The sequence below is a fragment of the Paractinoplanes rishiriensis genome, from assembly GCF_016862375.1.
Lineage (GTDB): Bacteria > Actinomycetota > Actinomycetes > Mycobacteriales > Micromonosporaceae > Actinoplanes > Actinoplanes rishiriensis.
On record NZ_BOMV01000116.1, the window covers coordinates 30,127 to 45,690 of the forward strand.

Sequence of the window (15,564 nt, forward strand, 5' to 3'; positions counted from 1 at the left end):
GGCGCCGTACGTGCACGTCCGCAATGTGCCCACCAGCGGGGTGAGGACCAGTCGGTACTCACCGACCTGCGGGCCCTCGCGTCCCGCACGTCGCACCAAAGGCATTGCAAGACACCCGGCGCCGCCCTCGGCGCCGTCGGCCGTTGCCCGGCCACCACTCGCACCCCTTGCGAACCCGGGCACGGCCGCATGGCCGCGCCCGGGCTCCCACCACGCCTTCGAGCAAAGGAGCCCTGACGTGAGCCACCTTTTCCCGCACATCGCCGCGGACACCGGCTACGACCGCCGCCGACCGGTGGCCCTACACGCACCGGCCCGCCAGCCGCGGATCGCCATCATCGGCGGTTCACTGACCGGCCCGACGCTGGCGCTGCTGCTCATCCAAGCGGGGTTCGATGCTGTCACCGTTTATGAAGCCGCCCCCGCTGCGGCGACACTCGGCGGTGGCCTGATCTCCCTGGAGCACTCGTCGCTGGATGTGCTCGACCGCCTCGGCATCGACCAGGACGAGTTCGTCAAGTTCCGCTTCGAGACGATCACCCAGATCACCGGCAACGACGCGGCCGGTAGCGGGGTGACCCGGCGGGTCTACCCGGGCCGCTTCACCACCTGGCCACTGCTGCACGACGCCCTGACCCGCAGGCTCCCGGCCGGCGTCGTGCAGCACGGTCAGAAAGTGACCGGTTTGGCCGAGACGCGCGGGATGCCGGTCCTGCACTTCGCCGACGGTGCCAGCGCCCCGGCCGACCTGGTCGCGTTCGCCGACGGCCGGGCCTCCGTCGGGCGGCGACTGCTGGACCCGCACCGGCAGCTGCACTACGCCGGCTACGTCGGCCACCGAGGCCAAACCTCGCACCTGCCGACCGAGCTGTCGCAGTTCCTGCGCCTGGAGCCGTGCCCCGGCGTGCAGTTCAACATCGCCCCGATTCCGGGTGGCTGCGACTGGACGTTCTACCTCAATGCCAGCGCCGAGCGCTACACCGATCTGTTCGGGGCCTCGCCTCACCGGCGGGTCTTCGCCCTGCCGCACCACGTTGGCCCCGCCGCGCGTCACGAGGTCGACACCTACGCTGCCCTGCACCTGCCTGCCGACCAGGCGGACGTCGTGCACGCCAGCCACCTGCGCATGGCGGTGCCGATGCTGGATATCGACCCGCCCACCCAGATGGTGTGGCCCATCGGCGCCGGCCACGCCGTCCTGCTCGGCGACGCCCTCGCCCCGGTACGCCCGCACACCGCCCGCGGCGCGAACAACGGCATCGAACAGGCCGCCGGCCTGGCAGCTGTTCTGCGTCAGCACCGCGCCTACCGCGCCGACCTGCCCGCTGCGCTCACTGGCTGGCAGCGTCGGCACTTGCCCGCTGCGGTCACCGCCGTCCGGCTGGGCCCGACCATCGGGCACCGCCTCGGGTTGGGCACCCGCCACTGCGAAGTCACAACCCGCAGCCTTGCCGCCGCTGCCGGCTGAACGACCTAAGCCCCCTGCACCAGATCGCGGCGGGCTGGCTCTCGCACCTCACCACCCGCGGGCCGCCCCACCCGGCACGTGTTCAGCCGGGTGCGCCGCCTGCTCCGCCGGGCCGCAATCCGTCACGCGGGCAGGAACACGCGGCGGCCGGCCGATCGATCCGAGAATCCGTCTCTTTACCTGAGCACCAGCACGCGGGGCGTCCTCGTGGCGCGGCGGGCAACAACCCGGCACGCGTGGTCGCTGCCTCAGGAATTCCGCTTCCGATCACGGCCAGCAACCCGCCGACCTTTTCTTATTCGCACAGAGAAATGGAGCTCGTCATCGACCCGATTCCGCTGCTGCTGGAGCTGTCCGACCGGCACCTGCCGCCCGGTCTGGCCGAAACCCTGGCGGCCATCACCGGCCTGACCGTCTCCTGGACCGCGGTGGGTGTCCTGCTGCACGTCCCGGCCCGCCAACAGCTGCCGTACACGCTGCGCAACTGTCCGGCCACCATGGCCGCGATCCTGCGCTACGCCCGCAGTCTCGGCTGCGACTACGTGCTCATCGGCCCCGACGCCGACATCGACCAGGCCCTGCCAGCCTGGGATCAGTGAACACAGTCCGGCCCACCACCTGACCCCCGCGCACAGCCCTGCCCGCCCGACCTTCTGCGACCGCCGTATGCACGGCGGTCGTCTGCGTCTTGCCCGAGGACCCACCCATCCGCCGAGGGCTCGTCCCACGAACGACGTTCTGTCCCCGGGCACTGCCATAGAGAGGAGCGCCGTCCCATGCCGACCACGACCCGTCAGGCCCCGACATGGGCACCTGACCACGTCCCGCACACCCTGACGATCATCACCACAGCCGTCACCGCCGTGGCCGCCGTAGGCATCGCGTACGGACTGCATGCCGGCATTGCGCTGCTGCTGGTCGCCGTCATCAAGGTCTACATGACGCTGATGGTCGTCGGCGCCTATCACGTGGACACCTGGCACCGGCGCCAGGTCACCGCAGCTGTCCGCGCCGCCTACACCGACACACTCACCGGCCTGCCCACTCGGCCAGTGATGGACGACCTGCTCACCGCCGCGACCTGCGAACGGCTGCCGGTGACGGTCGCGGTCGCCGACGCCGACGGCCTGCACTGGGTCAATGCCACCTTCGGCCACGCCGGCGGCGACCAATACCTCACCGAAGTCGCCCGGCGACTGTCCCGCGCGGTGCCCACCGGCGGCACCCTCGTGCGGCAGGGCGGCGACGAATTCACCCTGCTCGTGCCCGGCACCACCACCCCAGCCCAACTGGCCACGATGATCGGGTCGGCTTTCGCGGGACCGGCCACCATCGGCGGTCAGCACCTGCAACCGCGGGCCAGCGTCGGCATCCACACCGGCACCGGTGACGCCTGGAATGTGCTGGCCTGCGCTGACGCGGCCATGTACACCGCGAAGGAGACCGGCGGCAACCACATCCTGACCTACGAACCCGAGCGTGACGGCGTCCCGGAAGCCGACGGCACCCGCCCAACCAGCCGCCCCCGCGACCGGCAACCGGCCGGGAACCCGCCCGGCGCGAGCGTCGCCACGTGGGCCATCACCAGCGCGCCGGCAGCGGCCGTGCGCACACCGGCACACCCGGACGGGTCCCGCGCATCGCCATCTCCTGGTCGGTGCGCGTCTCGTACAACGCCACCATCGAGCGCGCCGAACTGCCAGGACTGACACCGCAGTCACGCCCAAGGCGGACGCCTCGACCTGGACGCTTTGGCCACAGCACCGGTCGGGCCCGCCCTCCATCAGCTGCTCGCAGCCCACGAAATACCGCAGAACTCCGACGGCGTACCGGACCGGCAGATCGAGACCGTGGAGGAACTACCCCTCCCACCGGCCGACTGAACGCACCGCGGCCGCAAAGGCTCCGGCAACAACTGGCCCGACCGGCCACCTGCTCCCGGCGAGCCACGCGAAGTAGAAGGTCACCCTCGTGCCAGGCCGCACGCCGGCACCATCGAAGCCCGCCCGCAGCACCAGCTGTCCCTCAGCCGGAGCCGCGCAGGGCGGCACGCGAGCCCGGCTGAGCACCGATCTGTTCCCAGGGATGTGATCAGCATGCTCGACGAACCCGAGCGTGACCCCCCACCCGGAATCGGGCACACCGACGACGGCCCCGACCCGCACGGCCTGCTCTACTACAGCGATGTCAAGGCCCTGCGCCACGCCGACACCATCACCGTGCGCGCCCAGGACGGGCTCGGCAGTATCCAGGCCACCCTCACCGCCCCCGACGGGCTGCGGATCTACACCGCCCAGCAGCAACGGGCCTTCCCCGAGGCGGCCGGCTTCGTACGGCACCGCCGGATCACTGTCGACGCCGACATCGCCGGCTTCGACAGCGGTCGCCGCTGGCACGACCAGCTGCCCGGCGCCGCCGCGGCCACCGTCATCGACACCGCCGCCCTCAACGACATCTGGCAATCCATCGCCGCGTTCCTGCGGACCGGCGACGTGTTGCGGCTGCGGTTCCGCGCCGACAGCAGCCACGACCCGCTGTCGGGCTACCCGCTGCACCGCGACGAGCTTTACCTGATCATCCAGCGCCGACACCGCCGGTGGATGTTCCTGCTCGACGTCACCGTGCGCCCCAGCGGCAACCGCATGGTGACCACTACCGACTGACCGCGGCCGCGGTCAGCCAGTCCAGGTCACCGGCACACGTCCCGACGGGTTGCCGTCGTGACCTGCCGATCCTGTGCACCACCCGGCACCTGCGCCTTTCCCGCGCGGGTGCTCGTCGGCCGTTGCCCGGCCACCCGCGAGACCACGCGAACCCGGGCACGGCCGTCACGGCTGCGCCCGGGTTCCCTCATGCGAAGGGACACCCGTCATGAACCCGTCACCGCAGTCCCACCCGTTCGCCCCGGCGCACCCGCACGCTGCCCGCGGCGCCCACAACGGCATCGGCCAGGCCGCCGGCCCAGCCCAGCACCGCAAAGCTCGGCGCCGACCCGGACACCGCTCGCGACTGGCAACACCGTCACCTGCCTGCGGCCGTCGCCGTCGTTCCGGCTCGACCCGGTACCCGGCCACCGATCCCACTTCGGCCTGCCGCCTGACCTCACACCCCCACCTGGTCAGGTACGGCGGGCGAGGAGAACCGCGCGTCCGGCTGCGCCAGCGCTTGATCTCGAGAAAAGAACTCGTGTGATGGGCGCACAAGCTGTCGTCACCATCATCGACCGCCAGGCCCAGACCCGGTCGTACTGGGCGCCCTGGGCCCACCCCGACTACCTCATCCCCGCCGTCGCCGAGTTCGTGGCCTGGGCCGACCAGCAGCGGTATCGGCTCACCGCCGACACCTGGCTGGCCTACGCCGACGCCTACCCCGGCACCCTGCCCCGCGAAGACGTCACCGACAGCGCCGCGGACCCCGCCTTGGTCGGTGACTTGGACTACCGCTATGAGCTGGACCTGCACGATGACTCCCGGGCACTGCGGCTGCGGGCGTTCCAAGTACGCGATCCCGACGGCCAGCCCCGGCCCTACCTGTTCGACGAGTTGACCCGGGCCACCCTGTTCGGCGAAGCGGCCCGCTTGTGTGACCTGCTGGCCGACCTCGCCGATCAACGACCCGGCGACGCCGCATTGGCCGACAGCGACGCCTGGCGCCGGCGCGCCAAGCAGTTCCGGCGCTTGCATTCCTCCCGCGCGGTGACAGCTCTGGCCGCCAACCTGGGCACCATCGTCACCGCCGGGACGTTCGCCGAGCCGAACCCGTCGATGGTGATCGCCGGGGTGCACGTCGTGGCCCACGCCGCCGTCGACGGCACCCTGTACATCGCGGTGTATCCCGGCGACGCCGACACCTGGATCCGCCGCCCGGACGGCACACCGGCCATCCACCTCACGGTCGACGACCACGCCATCTATAGCAGCTGATGCTGGCTTTCCCACCGGGCGACCGGCGCACCACCGGCGCACTCTGACGTGTTGTTTGACGGAGGAACGCCAGGCCCGGTGTGGACCGATTGATCGGGACTGCATGTCGGCCCTTTGTACGCAGCCGAGCCACGGTAGGCATCGCGCGGCGCGTTGCGTGCAGGTGGTGGGGTGCAGCCGGACTGCAGGCCCGCAGAAACCGCATCGAAAGCTGCGCGGCGACCGCTCGCCGGCAGCTGAACCACCACGCCGGCCCAGGCCGGCCGATCGCTGCACTGCTGAGGGTCTGGCCTCGCCGACCCCGAGCTAACCATCCGAAGTGATCCTTCCGGGACCGCGCCAGCCGCGTGCCGCAAACCGGGAGGCATCCCGGTGGGTGGCGCGTGGCCCGGCGCCGGCGCCCGGATCCTGAAGAAAGGATGCGGAGCCGATGTTCGAGCCTTCCGCACAGATCGAATCCCTGCTGGCCGCCGTCGCCGCGGAGAAGTCAGTCTCCGGCGGCATGCGGGCGATGATGCAACGGCAGTCCGAGTTTGACAGCCCGTTTGCGGCCCAGCTGACCGGCATCGCCCTGGACCCCCACGGTCGGGCATTCGCCGACGCGTTCCTGGACGACTATTGGGTCGACCAAGCGCGCCGGCAGAACCTGCTCGACGCGGTCGACACCGACCGTGAGCTCATCATCGGCAGCGGATTCCACGCCGCCGTGTACGCCGCGGTACGCGTCCTGAGCGGCTTGCCGAAGCCGCTGGTGCTCGAACGTCACGACAGGCCGGGCGGCACCTTCGCGATGACCGCACGGCCGACGTTCTACCTCAACTCCCGCAACCGCGCTGGCAACGCGGGACTCGCCGGCGACCAGGGCTCCGCTCTGAACTACCTGCCCGGCGCGCCGATCCAAGCCGCGAACGTATCCATGGCCGAGTACCAGACCAACGTCGACATGGCGCTGGTCATTCGTCTCACGCTGGCGCAGTACGCCGACGTCGTCACCGGCGCGACCGTCGGGTCCGTCACCCGAGACGGCACCGGCGTCGAGATCGACATCGCCGACCGCGGTCCGCTGTTCGCCGCGCGGATCATTGACGCGCGAGGACTCGGCGACCCCACCGATCAGGACCTCGCCAACGGCGCCACGATCTGCACCTTCCCACAATTCATGCAGCGCCTGACCGGCCGGTGGCCGCTGCGTGGCCTGCGACGCGTCGCGGTCATCGGAGGCGGCGACTCCGGCAAATGCGCCGTCGAAGCCCTGCTCGGCATCGGCCCGGCACCGTTGCTGGCCGCCGCCGCCCTCGACACCGTTGAACGCGTCGACTGGTACGCAGGCGACCTGCCGACCACCTGCGACGATTGGCAACAGGACATTCGCGGCCGATACCAGGCCATCGGCCGCTATCTACGCCCGGACCGGCACGGCGCGCAGCGGCTGGCCGTGCGCAACCGGCGAGCGCAGCCGATCGCCCTGCTCGGATCGGCACTGATCAACGGCCGCAGCTACGACCTGGCAGTCGCCTGCACCGGCAACACCACGGCGACCATCAGCGGACTCTACGCCGGCGACTTCGAGGAATACGCGGCACCGGACGGCACCGTCGTGGCCCGCCGGCACGCCGACCTGCCCGCATTCCAGATCGGTCCGCACGCCCGGCTGCCGTTCACCCAGAGGGAGCAAGCCGACGGCATCGCCGACATCGCCGCCAACGCCGTCGCGATGTTCCGTACCGCGACCAAGACGGCGGCCTTGGCCGCCACCCTCGACCCGGCGACGCGGAATTGACCACCACCATCACGCTCGACGAGCCGACAGATCAGACCAGGAGCGGACCGCCAGCCGGGCCAGCTGCTGACCCACCGGCTCGACCAGCAGTGGGCCAACTACCGCACACCGCCGCCTGAGATCGCCGCCCACGCCGAGGACCTCACCGAGCCGTCGGCACCGCCGCGCTGAGCTCACCAACCCCGCATCAAGGCACATCGCGATCGCGGCGATCGCCGCGCCCGCAATACCGACCTCAACGACATACCTGAAGAAAGGCAGACCGTCATGGGCAAGCACGAAGCTCCCGAGCCGAAGCGTCCCCTGCGCCACCGCCTCACACAACGCGCCATGCACCCGATCGTCCACGTGGCCGCCCTCGTCGCGCTGCACAGCGCCGCACTGCTCGTCATCGCCGGCCTCGAGAAGACACCCCTGCCGCTGCTCCTGCACTGATCACTTGCAGCGCTGCCGGCCTGGCAAGCCCCGGTAGACAGGCGGATCGCCGCCACAAACCGATCGCCGGAACAACCTTTGCGTTTCAAGCACCGCACCGAGCCGCGGCCGCAACCGTCCGCGGCTCGGTGCCCGTCCCCGCCGACGGCAGCAGCCGAGAACGCAAACGCCCACAGCTATGAACAGGTCCTCGTTGCGGCGCGACAGCGTCACCTGAACGCGTCAACGGGTCGCGCCGAGGACCGTTCCGCCATCACCGCTAAAGGAGAAAGAAATGAGCCACACCGATCGGCCCACTATCCGGGTCACCACCGTTCGGGACCTGCTTGCTCTGATTCCCTTCCTGCTGCGATTCCAGCCAGAGGACAGTCTTGTGGTGATCGTTCTGGGTAGGGACGGCATTGCGTTCACTGCCCGGATCGCCCTGGCCGGCCCTGGCCCGGTGTCCCCGGCTCTTCATGCCGTTTGGGCCACGATCGCCGAGAAGGTCGCAGCCCTGCGCGACGGCAGCGTCGTGCTCATCGGCTACGGCACAGCCGACCGGGTTCAGGCGGCAGTCGACACCGGCACCGTAGTGCTGCGCCGAGCGGGCATCCCGATCAGTGAAGTGCTGCGCGTGGCCGACGGCCACTACTGGCACCTCGACCGCCCCAACATGGTCGACGGCGTCGCGTTTGACCCCACCGCCAGTCCCGTCGCTGCCGCAGCGGTGTACGCCGGACTGGTCGCTGTGCCCAGCCGCGACGCGGTGGCCGCCGCACTCGCGCCGATCGCCGGCGCCGCCCGCGAGCGGATGTCCACCGCCACCGCCGATGCCTGCGCGTTCCTCCTGGAATTGCTGGACGCCGCCCGTCCCGACACTGGTAACTCCGACACTGACCATTCCAAAACCGGCAGCTCCGGCGACCTCGACGAGGATCCTGACTCCGTCCTGGACACACCGCTCGGACTCGCGCTGCAGCGAGGGGCGCGCATCTACCTCACCCGGGCGCAGGACAGCTACCGCACCGGTCGGCCGGTCGACGACGACACGGCCGCCGTCCTGACCGTCCTGCTCGTTCTGCCTTCACTGCGCGACTACGCAGCCCGGCTCACTAACACCGAACCGTGGCAGCAACAGATGTGGACCGACCTGATCCGCCGCGCCGAACCGGCATTCACTGCCGGGCCGGCTGCGCTGCTCGCTCTCTGCGCACTGCGCTGCGGAGATGGAGCGCTAGCTGACATCGCCGTCAGGCGGGCATTGGACGCCGACCCCGACGACCGGCTCGCGCAGTTACTCGCCTGCGCCGTCGCCGCCGGCATCGGCCCGGACACCGTTGCCGCGCTCCTCGCCGCCTGAACCGCCTGGCGAATTCCCGCCCGGGCCCCCGCCGTCCAGCGTTTCGTACCGGTACGGGCTGTGGCTCGCCACGAGACCATCGGCCGCGGCCGGCCCGCCCACACCCTGTTTCTGTCTGGCCTGTAGCGAACGCTGCCAGGTGACCGTGTCCGATATCCCCCATCGTGGAGGAGCCCTCATGATCCGCCTGCGATTCCCGCTGCGTGACGTGCTGATTCTGGCCGAACACGCCATCGCCGCCCCCGACCACAGACCGACCTACATCAACACCGTGGACGGCACGACGCCGGGACCGGCGCTCTGGTTCGTCGGCGACGAAGGCCTCTACCTGATGTCCAACGGCCGGCCGGGCCAACCTCACCCCGCCGGCGGCGACCGGCTGTACGTCGTCTACGCCGACGGCTACCACACCTCGATGTCCAAACATGCCATTGCCGACAAGATCGGCGGCGATGACTTCGTCGAAGCGCTGCCACTGCTCGTCCCCACGCCCGGCGGGACCACCCTGCATGCCCAGCTCACCGAGGCCGCCGCGGATGGCGGCGACCTGTTCGTCATCGACGTCGGTGCCACAGCGATGGACATCTTCATCGCCGACTCCCGCGGCCGTATCCGATGAGCCGACCCACCAGCGACGACATACGGAGATCAACCCTTGCCGCGTAAAGGTAGTCCGCCACCGCCGGGCCGCTGGCCGACGACAGATGGGGCCGCTCGATAGCTACGGCCACCACGACGTATGCGGCAGCGGCCGGGTGACCCGCCCGAATTCGACGAGCACCTCTTCGCCGCCGGTGTTGAGCAGTAACCCCCAACGACATCGACAGCACCGTGCAGTAATCGCCAGCGGCACTCGCCGCAACCGCTAACACCCGGAACCCTCAAGGGCAACGCCGACTTCGGTCGCCCTTGACCGGGCGCCAAGTCGGCGATGTCCATCCCTAACGGATGGAGACCTATCGCATGAGCACCACACACACTCGCGGCCACCAGAGCGCGGCAGCGGATGGCCCGGCCGTCCTGGTCGCCGCGATCGACGCGCAGACCGGCCCGCTGTTGGCCGTGATGGACTGGGCCGACGACGAGATCACCGAGGCCAGCCGCCGTCACCCCGCCCAGGCCGACCTGCTGTTCCACGCGTTCAGCCTGCTGCTGCCTCGCCAGATCGGTGCCGGCATGGGCACCGAGTTCGTCTACCGTGGCCACGTCCGTGAGCTTCTGCAGCGGGTTGCCGTAGGCGAGGATCTGCGACTCGCGACCGCCACCGAAATCTGCCTCACGTTGGCACAGGTCAGCGCGGTGACCCCGATGCACGGCGCGGGTGCCGGCCTCTATTTCCGGATGTGGCTGGCCGCCTTCGGAGATCACCCGGTCAGAGCCGACCAGCCCGGCAACGAGCGCCACTACGAGCACCTGTACGGGGCACAGATCGACGAGCTGGAAGCCGAACTCCGGCGCAAGATCGCCGACCCCGACCGGCAGCTCGGCCACATTGCCTGCGACGGCTGCCACCACGGCCGTCCTGTCTCCTGCCGATTCAATGCGGCTGACACCACGCCGTGACTGCTCCCGCAACAACGCAGGGCATGGCCGCAGCCGGCATCACCTCACTCGCCACGGTGCCGTGCCATCGGAGCCGCCCGCCAGAACGTTCCGGCGGCCTGCCTCGCAGTGGCAACTCCAACGATCACCGGCGCCACGCCGACCACCAACGAGGGAGAACAATAGTGTCCGAAACCGACGACGCCAAACTCACTATTACCTGGTCGCACACCGACACTTACCGGCGATCGTTGCCTGTCAGTGCCGTAGCCGACGTGACGGGCCTGGCCGTCGAAGAACTGCTCGCCGACCCGTCACTGCTGTCCGGTGCCGCCAACCCGGCCACCGCCGAGCTGTTGAAAGCAGCACACAATGCCGCGAGCTGGCTGCCCCCAACGGAGGTCGAGATCATCGACAGCCAGACCAATGACCAGACCAATCTGCTCGACCTGCTCGACCGGGCACGCCGGGCGATACGGGCCGAAGTCGAGGCCGGCAGCACCGCTGGTCGCGCATTTGCCGCGCTGATGGCCGGCCTGCGACGCGAAGGGCTGATCGACTGATCGCGACCACCGTGGCCCCGCAGTCGCACGGTGAGCCGGTCGACGTCAGCCGGTTCGACAGCGACACCCATCGCCTCGCGCAGGCCGCCTGCCGGCATGTGATCCACTGCGTCGTCGACGGCACCACCCGCCGCGCGGTCGCGCCGATGCTCGACTACGCCCGCAGCGTCGGCGACGACAACCTGACCGTGCTCACCTAGGCGCAGCTCACCGGGGGCGTGCACGCTGCCGCCGACACCCGCGGACGGCACCACCACGACGGCAGCGCCCGGCCAGTCGTAGACCGCCGCCGAACACCCGCGCCGCCCAGCGCGGATGTCGGGGCTACGCCGACAAAGCCGCCGATCGGATCAGCCGCTCGGCGATTCGCCCGCACCGGACATTTGCCCGGCGCGTTGACGTTCCTTCACCGCAAGCAAGCACTTGACGGCGGTGGTGGTGCGGCAACGCACCACCACCCGCCCGTCGTGCGGAAAGCCCCGAAATGATCATTTTGGCCCTCCCGCGATTCTTCGACACCGATCCGATCCTGACCGTGCTCACCGGGCGGGTTGCCGGTGGACCCGGCCCCAGCCGCTACCAGCTCGTCGACGCGGCCGGGAAGGTCGTGCTACGAGCGCTGGTGCGTTGGTTCACCGGCCACAGCACCATCACCGTCAGTCTGAACATCATCAACACCTACCAGTTCTATCCGACCGTTGCGGTCACGGTGACCGATGCCCGGATCGGCCGGCCGCCGCTGTGGCGCCCTCCTATCACCGACGTCGAGATCCGAGCGCTGGACGACTGGGCTTACGAGCACATCTATCCGTTCACCGGAGTCGGTCACACCGACGGCGACTCCTGGTACGACGTCACCATCATCGCCAGCTCGCTGCCGTGGCTGACCGGCTACACCTTCAACTGGGGCTACTGACCCCCGGTACTTGACCGGCACGGCGGCACGGCGAGCCGGTTGCCTGATTCCTCAGCTGTCAGCTGGCAGAGCTGACGGGCGTGCCGCCCAGCCCGCGGCGCTGTCCACCTGATCAACGCGGTCTCCCGCGGCCTCCACCGTGTGCCTACGGGCAAGCTGGGGCCGCGTGGTCCCAGCCTGTCCCGCCGCCACATCGGCGGAGAACAGGAGGGCCACCCGATGGCCACCACACACCGCACCCAGCAGACCGACCAACAACATGCATTTCTGGAGAAGATCCGAACCGACTTCGAGCAGCGGCTGGCAAGGTTGGCCGCCGACCCGGGGCAGTGGGTCGAGTTCATCGAGCAAGCGGCCGTGTTCGGCGCCCGCTACAGCCTGGGCAATCAGCTGCTGCTGATGATGCAAGCCGCCGAACGCGACATCACCGCGCAGTATTTTCTGCCGTTCGGCAACAAGGCCGGCACCAGCGGCTGGAAGCGGCACGGCCGCCAGGTCCGCACCGGCGAAAAGGCGTTCAAGATCTGGGCGCCGATCCGACGCCGTCCCAACGAGGAACAAGCCGCGCAGTGGCAGGCCGAAGGCCGCACGGTGCGCCGCGAGCCGTCCGGGCGCCTGGCCGCCCAGGTCGTCGGGTTCCGGCTCTCGCCGACGTTCGAGTTGTCGCAGACCGACGGGAAACCGTTCGAGATCCCCACCGTGCGGCAGATACGACGGGTCAAGGTTTCCGCTGCCGGTATGCCGCAGCTGCTCGACGGTGACGACCCGACCGGCGCCTTCGACGACGTGGTGAAACTGATCACCGACGCCGGGTACAGCTTCGAACTCGCCCCGCCGGGCAGCCGCTACCTCGGCACCGCCAACGGCGTCACGGTCGGCGGCACCGCACGGCTCGTCCGGGTGCGCGACGACGTCAGCGCCGCCCAACAGGTCAAGACCACCGCCCACGAGCTGGCCCACATCCTCTGCGGCCACCTCGACGACACCGCGCCGGGGCAGGACCTGCACCGCGGCCGACGCGAAACCGAAGCCGAAAGCGTCGCGCACATCGTCTGCGCCGTCCTCGGCCTCGACACCGCCGCCTACAGCGACGCCTACGTGCTGGGCTGGGCCAACGGCGACCTAGACCTGGTCAAGCAGTGCGCCGACACCGTGCTGCGCGTCGCCAAGACCATCCTCACTCAGCTCGCCCCCGAGGCCGGTGACACCGCCGACCCCGACCCGGCGGACGACCCAGCCGACGTGCCCGGCCGCACTCTCTTCGAAGGAGTCACCATATGAGCATCGACCGCGAACTGATCAGGGTGGCGCGGGCCACCCTGGCCTTGCTGGATCCCACCCGCAACGAGGCCCTGCACCAGCTGCTGGCCTTCTTCGGCCCGGTCGAGGCGCTCGCCTGGCTGAACGCGCCGACCCGCACACCCGCCGAGCAAGCGGAAATCCTGCGCGGCGTCAGCATCGATCGGCTCCTTGCGCATCACGCCACCGTCGCCGCAAGGACCGAGGAAGCGGGAGCCCGGGTGCTGATCCCGGAGGACGACGCATGGCCGGCCAGGCTCGACGATCTCAGCCGCGTCGCGTTCACCGGCGCACCCAGTTCCGCGCTGTGCCTGTGGATCCGCGGTAACGGCGACCCGTCGACCGCGTTGCGGCGCGTCGTGGCCGTGACCGGAGCGAGGGCGGCTACCGCGTACGGACAAACCGTGGCCGGCGATGTGAGCTACGGCCTGGCAGGGCAGGGCTGGAGTGTCGCGGCCGGCAGCAGCGTCGGCATCGACAGCGCCGCCCTGCGCGGCGCGCTCGCCGCCGGTGGCCCTGCCATCGCGGTCCTTCCCGCAGGCATCGACCGGCCGTACCCCGCCGCCAACACGGACGTACTTGCCCGGGTCGCCGACCGGGGACTGCTGATCAGCGCGGACCCGCCCGACAGTGCCACCACCAGCCGTCGCTTCGTCGCCGCCCGCCGCCTGCTGGCCGGCTTGGGCCACGGCGCTGTGGTCGTCGAAGCCGCCGCAGGCAGCCAAGCCCTGACCGTCCTCGACGAAACGATCAGCCGGGGACGGCGGGCGATGGTGGTCCCCGGCCCGGTCACGTCTGCGATGTCCTCAGGTACCCACGCGTACCTGCGCGAACACCCGCAGGCACGCCTGGTACGCCACACCGCCGACATCGTCGCCGAGCTACCGTCCGCTGGCTGACACCACCGCCTGACGTGACCGGCACGCGGCCTCCACACCGCCGGCCACCGCCGACCGTCCGCGACGCATCCTGCGCCGCACCCGGCCCACACCACCAAGTCCTGTTCCTGCGCATACGCGCGGGACGCACACGCCTTGTTGTTCCAGGCGAGCGTCCCGCGACCGGGGCGCTCGCCTGCCCACGTGCAGGAGGAACCGCGACATGCACCCTGAACGACCTTCCATTCCGACCGCCGGCGCCTCTACCACAAGCCGTCTCACCGAACGCGCCGCCTGGGCGTTCTATCTCATCGCCGCCGCCGGATCGAGCGTCGGCCAGATTTGGGTAGCCGTCACTACCCCGCCCTGGCCGGACACGATCGCCTGGTGGTGGCGGGCGCTGCTGGTACTGCCGTTCGCCGTCGTGATCGATCTCGGCGGGGTGGTCACCGCCGCGTTCGCCGACACCCGTCGCCGGCTCGGTGAAAACGCCACCGGATGGAGGCTGCTGTCCGCCGGCTCTGCCGTGCTCGCCGTGGCCATCAACGTGATCGGCCACCACCACACCCCGTACCTGGCCGCGGTGTTCGGCGGACTCGGCGTGTTCGCGTACACCGTGTGGCCGCTGCACAGCGCCGCCCGCCGCCGTGACGCGCTGCGCGCCATCGGCAAACTCACCGACACCGCACCGGTCTACGGCCTCATCCAGTGGTGGCGCGAGCCCGCCGTCACCCGCCGGGCCTGCGCTTTAGCTGTGCAGCACGGCTACTCCGTGCAGCAGTCACTGACGCTGGCCCGTGCGCAGCTGCGCGACGAACGGCGCACCGCCGCACTCAGCATCCACGTCGAAACACTCATCCGCGCCCGCCACGACGACCCGACCCTGGCCGCGATTGCGGCCACCACCATCGACATCGACGCCGTCGCCGCAGCCCTGAGCGCGCAGGCCGACATCGACGGCTGGGCCCGCGCCATCGGCGTCGACCTTGTACCACCCACCCCCGAACCAGCGGCCGGCGCCACCGCACCCGACCTGCTCGCTCTCGACGCCGGACCGGACATGGTGGAACTGCCCAAAGACGTGCTGCGGCGGGTACCCGTCCAGCAAGCCGACTACGACCACTGGCGCGGCATCTGGCAGACCTGGCAACAGCAGCCCGACGACAGCCACCACACCATCGCCGGCCGCCACGACATCTCCGCCCGGCAAGCCCAATGGATTCGCGCCGCCGGCACCGCCGGGCTGCTCCACTCACCGATCCCGCCGATCACCCGGCTCCAACGCCTCATCCAGGCCAACGGGCACACCCCCGGCGGGCTCCCCAGCGCACCGTGACCTGCCTGGCCGGGAGGACCACCGATCACGTCGTTCTCCCGGCCAGGACCCGTTCCTTTCGCGGCTACCGCGATCTCAGTGA

General features: G+C 70.1%; 16 protein-coding genes. All 16 read left to right on the forward strand.

The window, feature by feature from the left end:
* Positions 1–238 precede the first annotated feature (238 nt).
* The 16 genes from Ari01nite_RS47090 to Ari01nite_RS47165 all read left to right on the forward strand — a co-directional run bounded on the left by Ari01nite_RS47090 (position 239) and on the right by Ari01nite_RS47165 (position 15,482).
* The gene (locus Ari01nite_RS47090) at positions 239–1,468 is read left to right on the forward strand and encodes a Rossmann-fold NAD(P)-binding domain-containing protein (protein WP_438872306.1); all 1,230 of its coding nucleotides are present in this window, start codon (positions 239–241) and stop codon (positions 1,466–1,468) included.
* Between the two features lie 311 nt (positions 1,469–1,779).
* Entirely contained in the window at positions 1,780–2,067 is a 288-nt protein-coding gene (locus tag Ari01nite_RS47095; RefSeq protein WP_203790984.1) for a DUF5983 family protein, read from the forward strand.
* A 177-nt stretch (positions 2,068–2,244) separates the two neighbouring features.
* The gene (locus Ari01nite_RS47100; RefSeq protein ID WP_203790986.1) at positions 2,245–3,177 is read left to right on the forward strand and encodes a GGDEF domain-containing protein; all 933 of its coding nucleotides are present in this window, start codon (positions 2,245–2,247) and stop codon (positions 3,175–3,177) included.
* Positions 3,178–3,564: 387 nt separating this feature from the next.
* On the forward strand, positions 3,565–4,131 hold the full coding sequence (locus Ari01nite_RS47105) for a hypothetical protein (protein WP_203790988.1): 567 nt from the start codon (positions 3,565–3,567) through the stop codon (positions 4,129–4,131).
* 528 nt (positions 4,132–4,659) lie between these two features.
* Complete coding sequence (locus tag Ari01nite_RS47110) at positions 4,660–5,391, forward strand: hypothetical protein (protein ID WP_203790989.1); 732 nt, start codon at positions 4,660–4,662, stop codon at positions 5,389–5,391.
* Between the two features lie 430 nt (positions 5,392–5,821).
* Positions 5,822–7,171 (forward strand): FAD-dependent oxidoreductase, encoded by a 1,350-nt coding sequence (locus Ari01nite_RS47115; protein ID WP_203790991.1) that lies wholly within the window; start codon positions 5,822–5,824, stop codon positions 7,169–7,171.
* A gap of 267 nt (positions 7,172–7,438) precedes the next feature.
* Positions 7,439–7,606, forward strand: a complete 168-nt coding sequence (locus Ari01nite_RS47120; protein WP_203790993.1) for a hypothetical protein — start codon at positions 7,439–7,441, stop codon at positions 7,604–7,606.
* Between the two features lie 274 nt (positions 7,607–7,880).
* A complete protein-coding gene (locus Ari01nite_RS47125; protein WP_203790995.1) occupies positions 7,881–8,948 on the forward strand; it encodes a DUF4192 domain-containing protein in 1,068 nt (355 codons plus the stop codon).
* Between the two features lie 178 nt (positions 8,949–9,126).
* Positions 9,127–9,567 (forward strand): DUF3085 domain-containing protein, encoded by a 441-nt coding sequence (locus Ari01nite_RS47130; RefSeq protein ID WP_203790997.1) that lies wholly within the window; start codon positions 9,127–9,129, stop codon positions 9,565–9,567.
* A 344-nt stretch (positions 9,568–9,911) separates the two neighbouring features.
* Positions 9,912–10,511: a hypothetical protein gene (locus Ari01nite_RS47135; RefSeq protein WP_203790999.1), complete on the forward strand. Its 600-nt coding sequence runs from the start codon at positions 9,912–9,914 to the stop codon at positions 10,509–10,511.
* Between the two features lie 164 nt (positions 10,512–10,675).
* Positions 10,676–11,053, forward strand: coding sequence for a hypothetical protein (locus Ari01nite_RS47140; RefSeq protein WP_203791001.1), 378 nt, complete (start codon positions 10,676–10,678; stop codon positions 11,051–11,053).
* 11 nt (positions 11,054–11,064) lie between these two features.
* Positions 11,065–11,253: a hypothetical protein gene (locus Ari01nite_RS47145; RefSeq protein ID WP_203791003.1), complete on the forward strand. Its 189-nt coding sequence runs from the start codon at positions 11,065–11,067 to the stop codon at positions 11,251–11,253.
* Between the two features lie 284 nt (positions 11,254–11,537).
* Positions 11,538–11,969, forward strand: a complete 432-nt coding sequence (locus tag Ari01nite_RS47150) for a hypothetical protein (protein ID WP_203791005.1) — start codon at positions 11,538–11,540, stop codon at positions 11,967–11,969.
* Between the two features lie 219 nt (positions 11,970–12,188).
* The gene (locus tag Ari01nite_RS47155; RefSeq protein WP_203791007.1) at positions 12,189–13,250 is read left to right on the forward strand and encodes an ArdC-like ssDNA-binding domain-containing protein; all 1,062 of its coding nucleotides are present in this window, start codon (positions 12,189–12,191) and stop codon (positions 13,248–13,250) included.
* Complete coding sequence (locus Ari01nite_RS47160) at positions 13,247–14,167, forward strand: DNA-processing protein DprA (protein ID WP_203791009.1); 921 nt, start codon at positions 13,247–13,249, stop codon at positions 14,165–14,167. Before Ari01nite_RS47155 ends, Ari01nite_RS47160 begins: the two co-directional genes overlap by 4 nt.
* A gap of 202 nt (positions 14,168–14,369) precedes the next feature.
* Complete coding sequence (locus Ari01nite_RS47165) at positions 14,370–15,482, forward strand: hypothetical protein (protein ID WP_203791011.1); 1,113 nt, start codon at positions 14,370–14,372, stop codon at positions 15,480–15,482.
* Positions 15,483–15,564: the final 82 nt, after the last annotated feature.

What these genes read in the sequence shown, in the direction of transcription:
- Ari01nite_RS47095 (WP_203790984.1), top strand. Translation starts at nt 1,780, where the DNA reads ATGGAGCTCGTCATCGACCCGATTCCGCTGCTGCTGGAGCTGTCCGAC.
- Ari01nite_RS47110 (WP_203790989.1), top strand. Translation starts at nt 4,660, where the DNA reads ATGGGCGCACAAGCTGTCGTCACCATCATCGACCGCCAGGCCCAGACC.
- Ari01nite_RS47115 (WP_203790991.1), top strand. Translation starts at nt 5,822, where the DNA reads ATGTTCGAGCCTTCCGCACAGATCGAATCCCTGCTGGCCGCCGTCGCC.
- Ari01nite_RS47125 (WP_203790995.1), top strand. Translation starts at nt 7,881, where the DNA reads ATGAGCCACACCGATCGGCCCACTATCCGGGTCACCACCGTTCGGGAC.
- Ari01nite_RS47155 (WP_203791007.1), top strand. Translation starts at nt 12,189, where the DNA reads ATGGCCACCACACACCGCACCCAGCAGACCGACCAACAACATGCATTT.
- Ari01nite_RS47105 (WP_203790988.1), top strand. Translation starts at nt 3,565, where the DNA reads ATGCTCGACGAACCCGAGCGTGACCCCCCACCCGGAATCGGGCACACC.
- Ari01nite_RS47100 (WP_203790986.1), top strand. Translation starts at nt 2,245, where the DNA reads ATGCCGACCACGACCCGTCAGGCCCCGACATGGGCACCTGACCACGTC.
- Ari01nite_RS47120 (WP_203790993.1), top strand. Translation starts at nt 7,439, where the DNA reads ATGGGCAAGCACGAAGCTCCCGAGCCGAAGCGTCCCCTGCGCCACCGC.
- Ari01nite_RS47130 (WP_203790997.1), top strand. Translation starts at nt 9,127, where the DNA reads ATGATCCGCCTGCGATTCCCGCTGCGTGACGTGCTGATTCTGGCCGAA.
- Ari01nite_RS47135 (WP_203790999.1), top strand. Translation starts at nt 9,912, where the DNA reads ATGAGCACCACACACACTCGCGGCCACCAGAGCGCGGCAGCGGATGGC.
- Ari01nite_RS47160 (WP_203791009.1), top strand. Translation starts at nt 13,247, where the DNA reads ATGAGCATCGACCGCGAACTGATCAGGGTGGCGCGGGCCACCCTGGCC.
- Ari01nite_RS47165 (WP_203791011.1), top strand. Translation starts at nt 14,370, where the DNA reads ATGCACCCTGAACGACCTTCCATTCCGACCGCCGGCGCCTCTACCACA.
- Ari01nite_RS47150 (WP_203791005.1), top strand. Translation starts at nt 11,538, where the DNA reads ATGATCATTTTGGCCCTCCCGCGATTCTTCGACACCGATCCGATCCTG.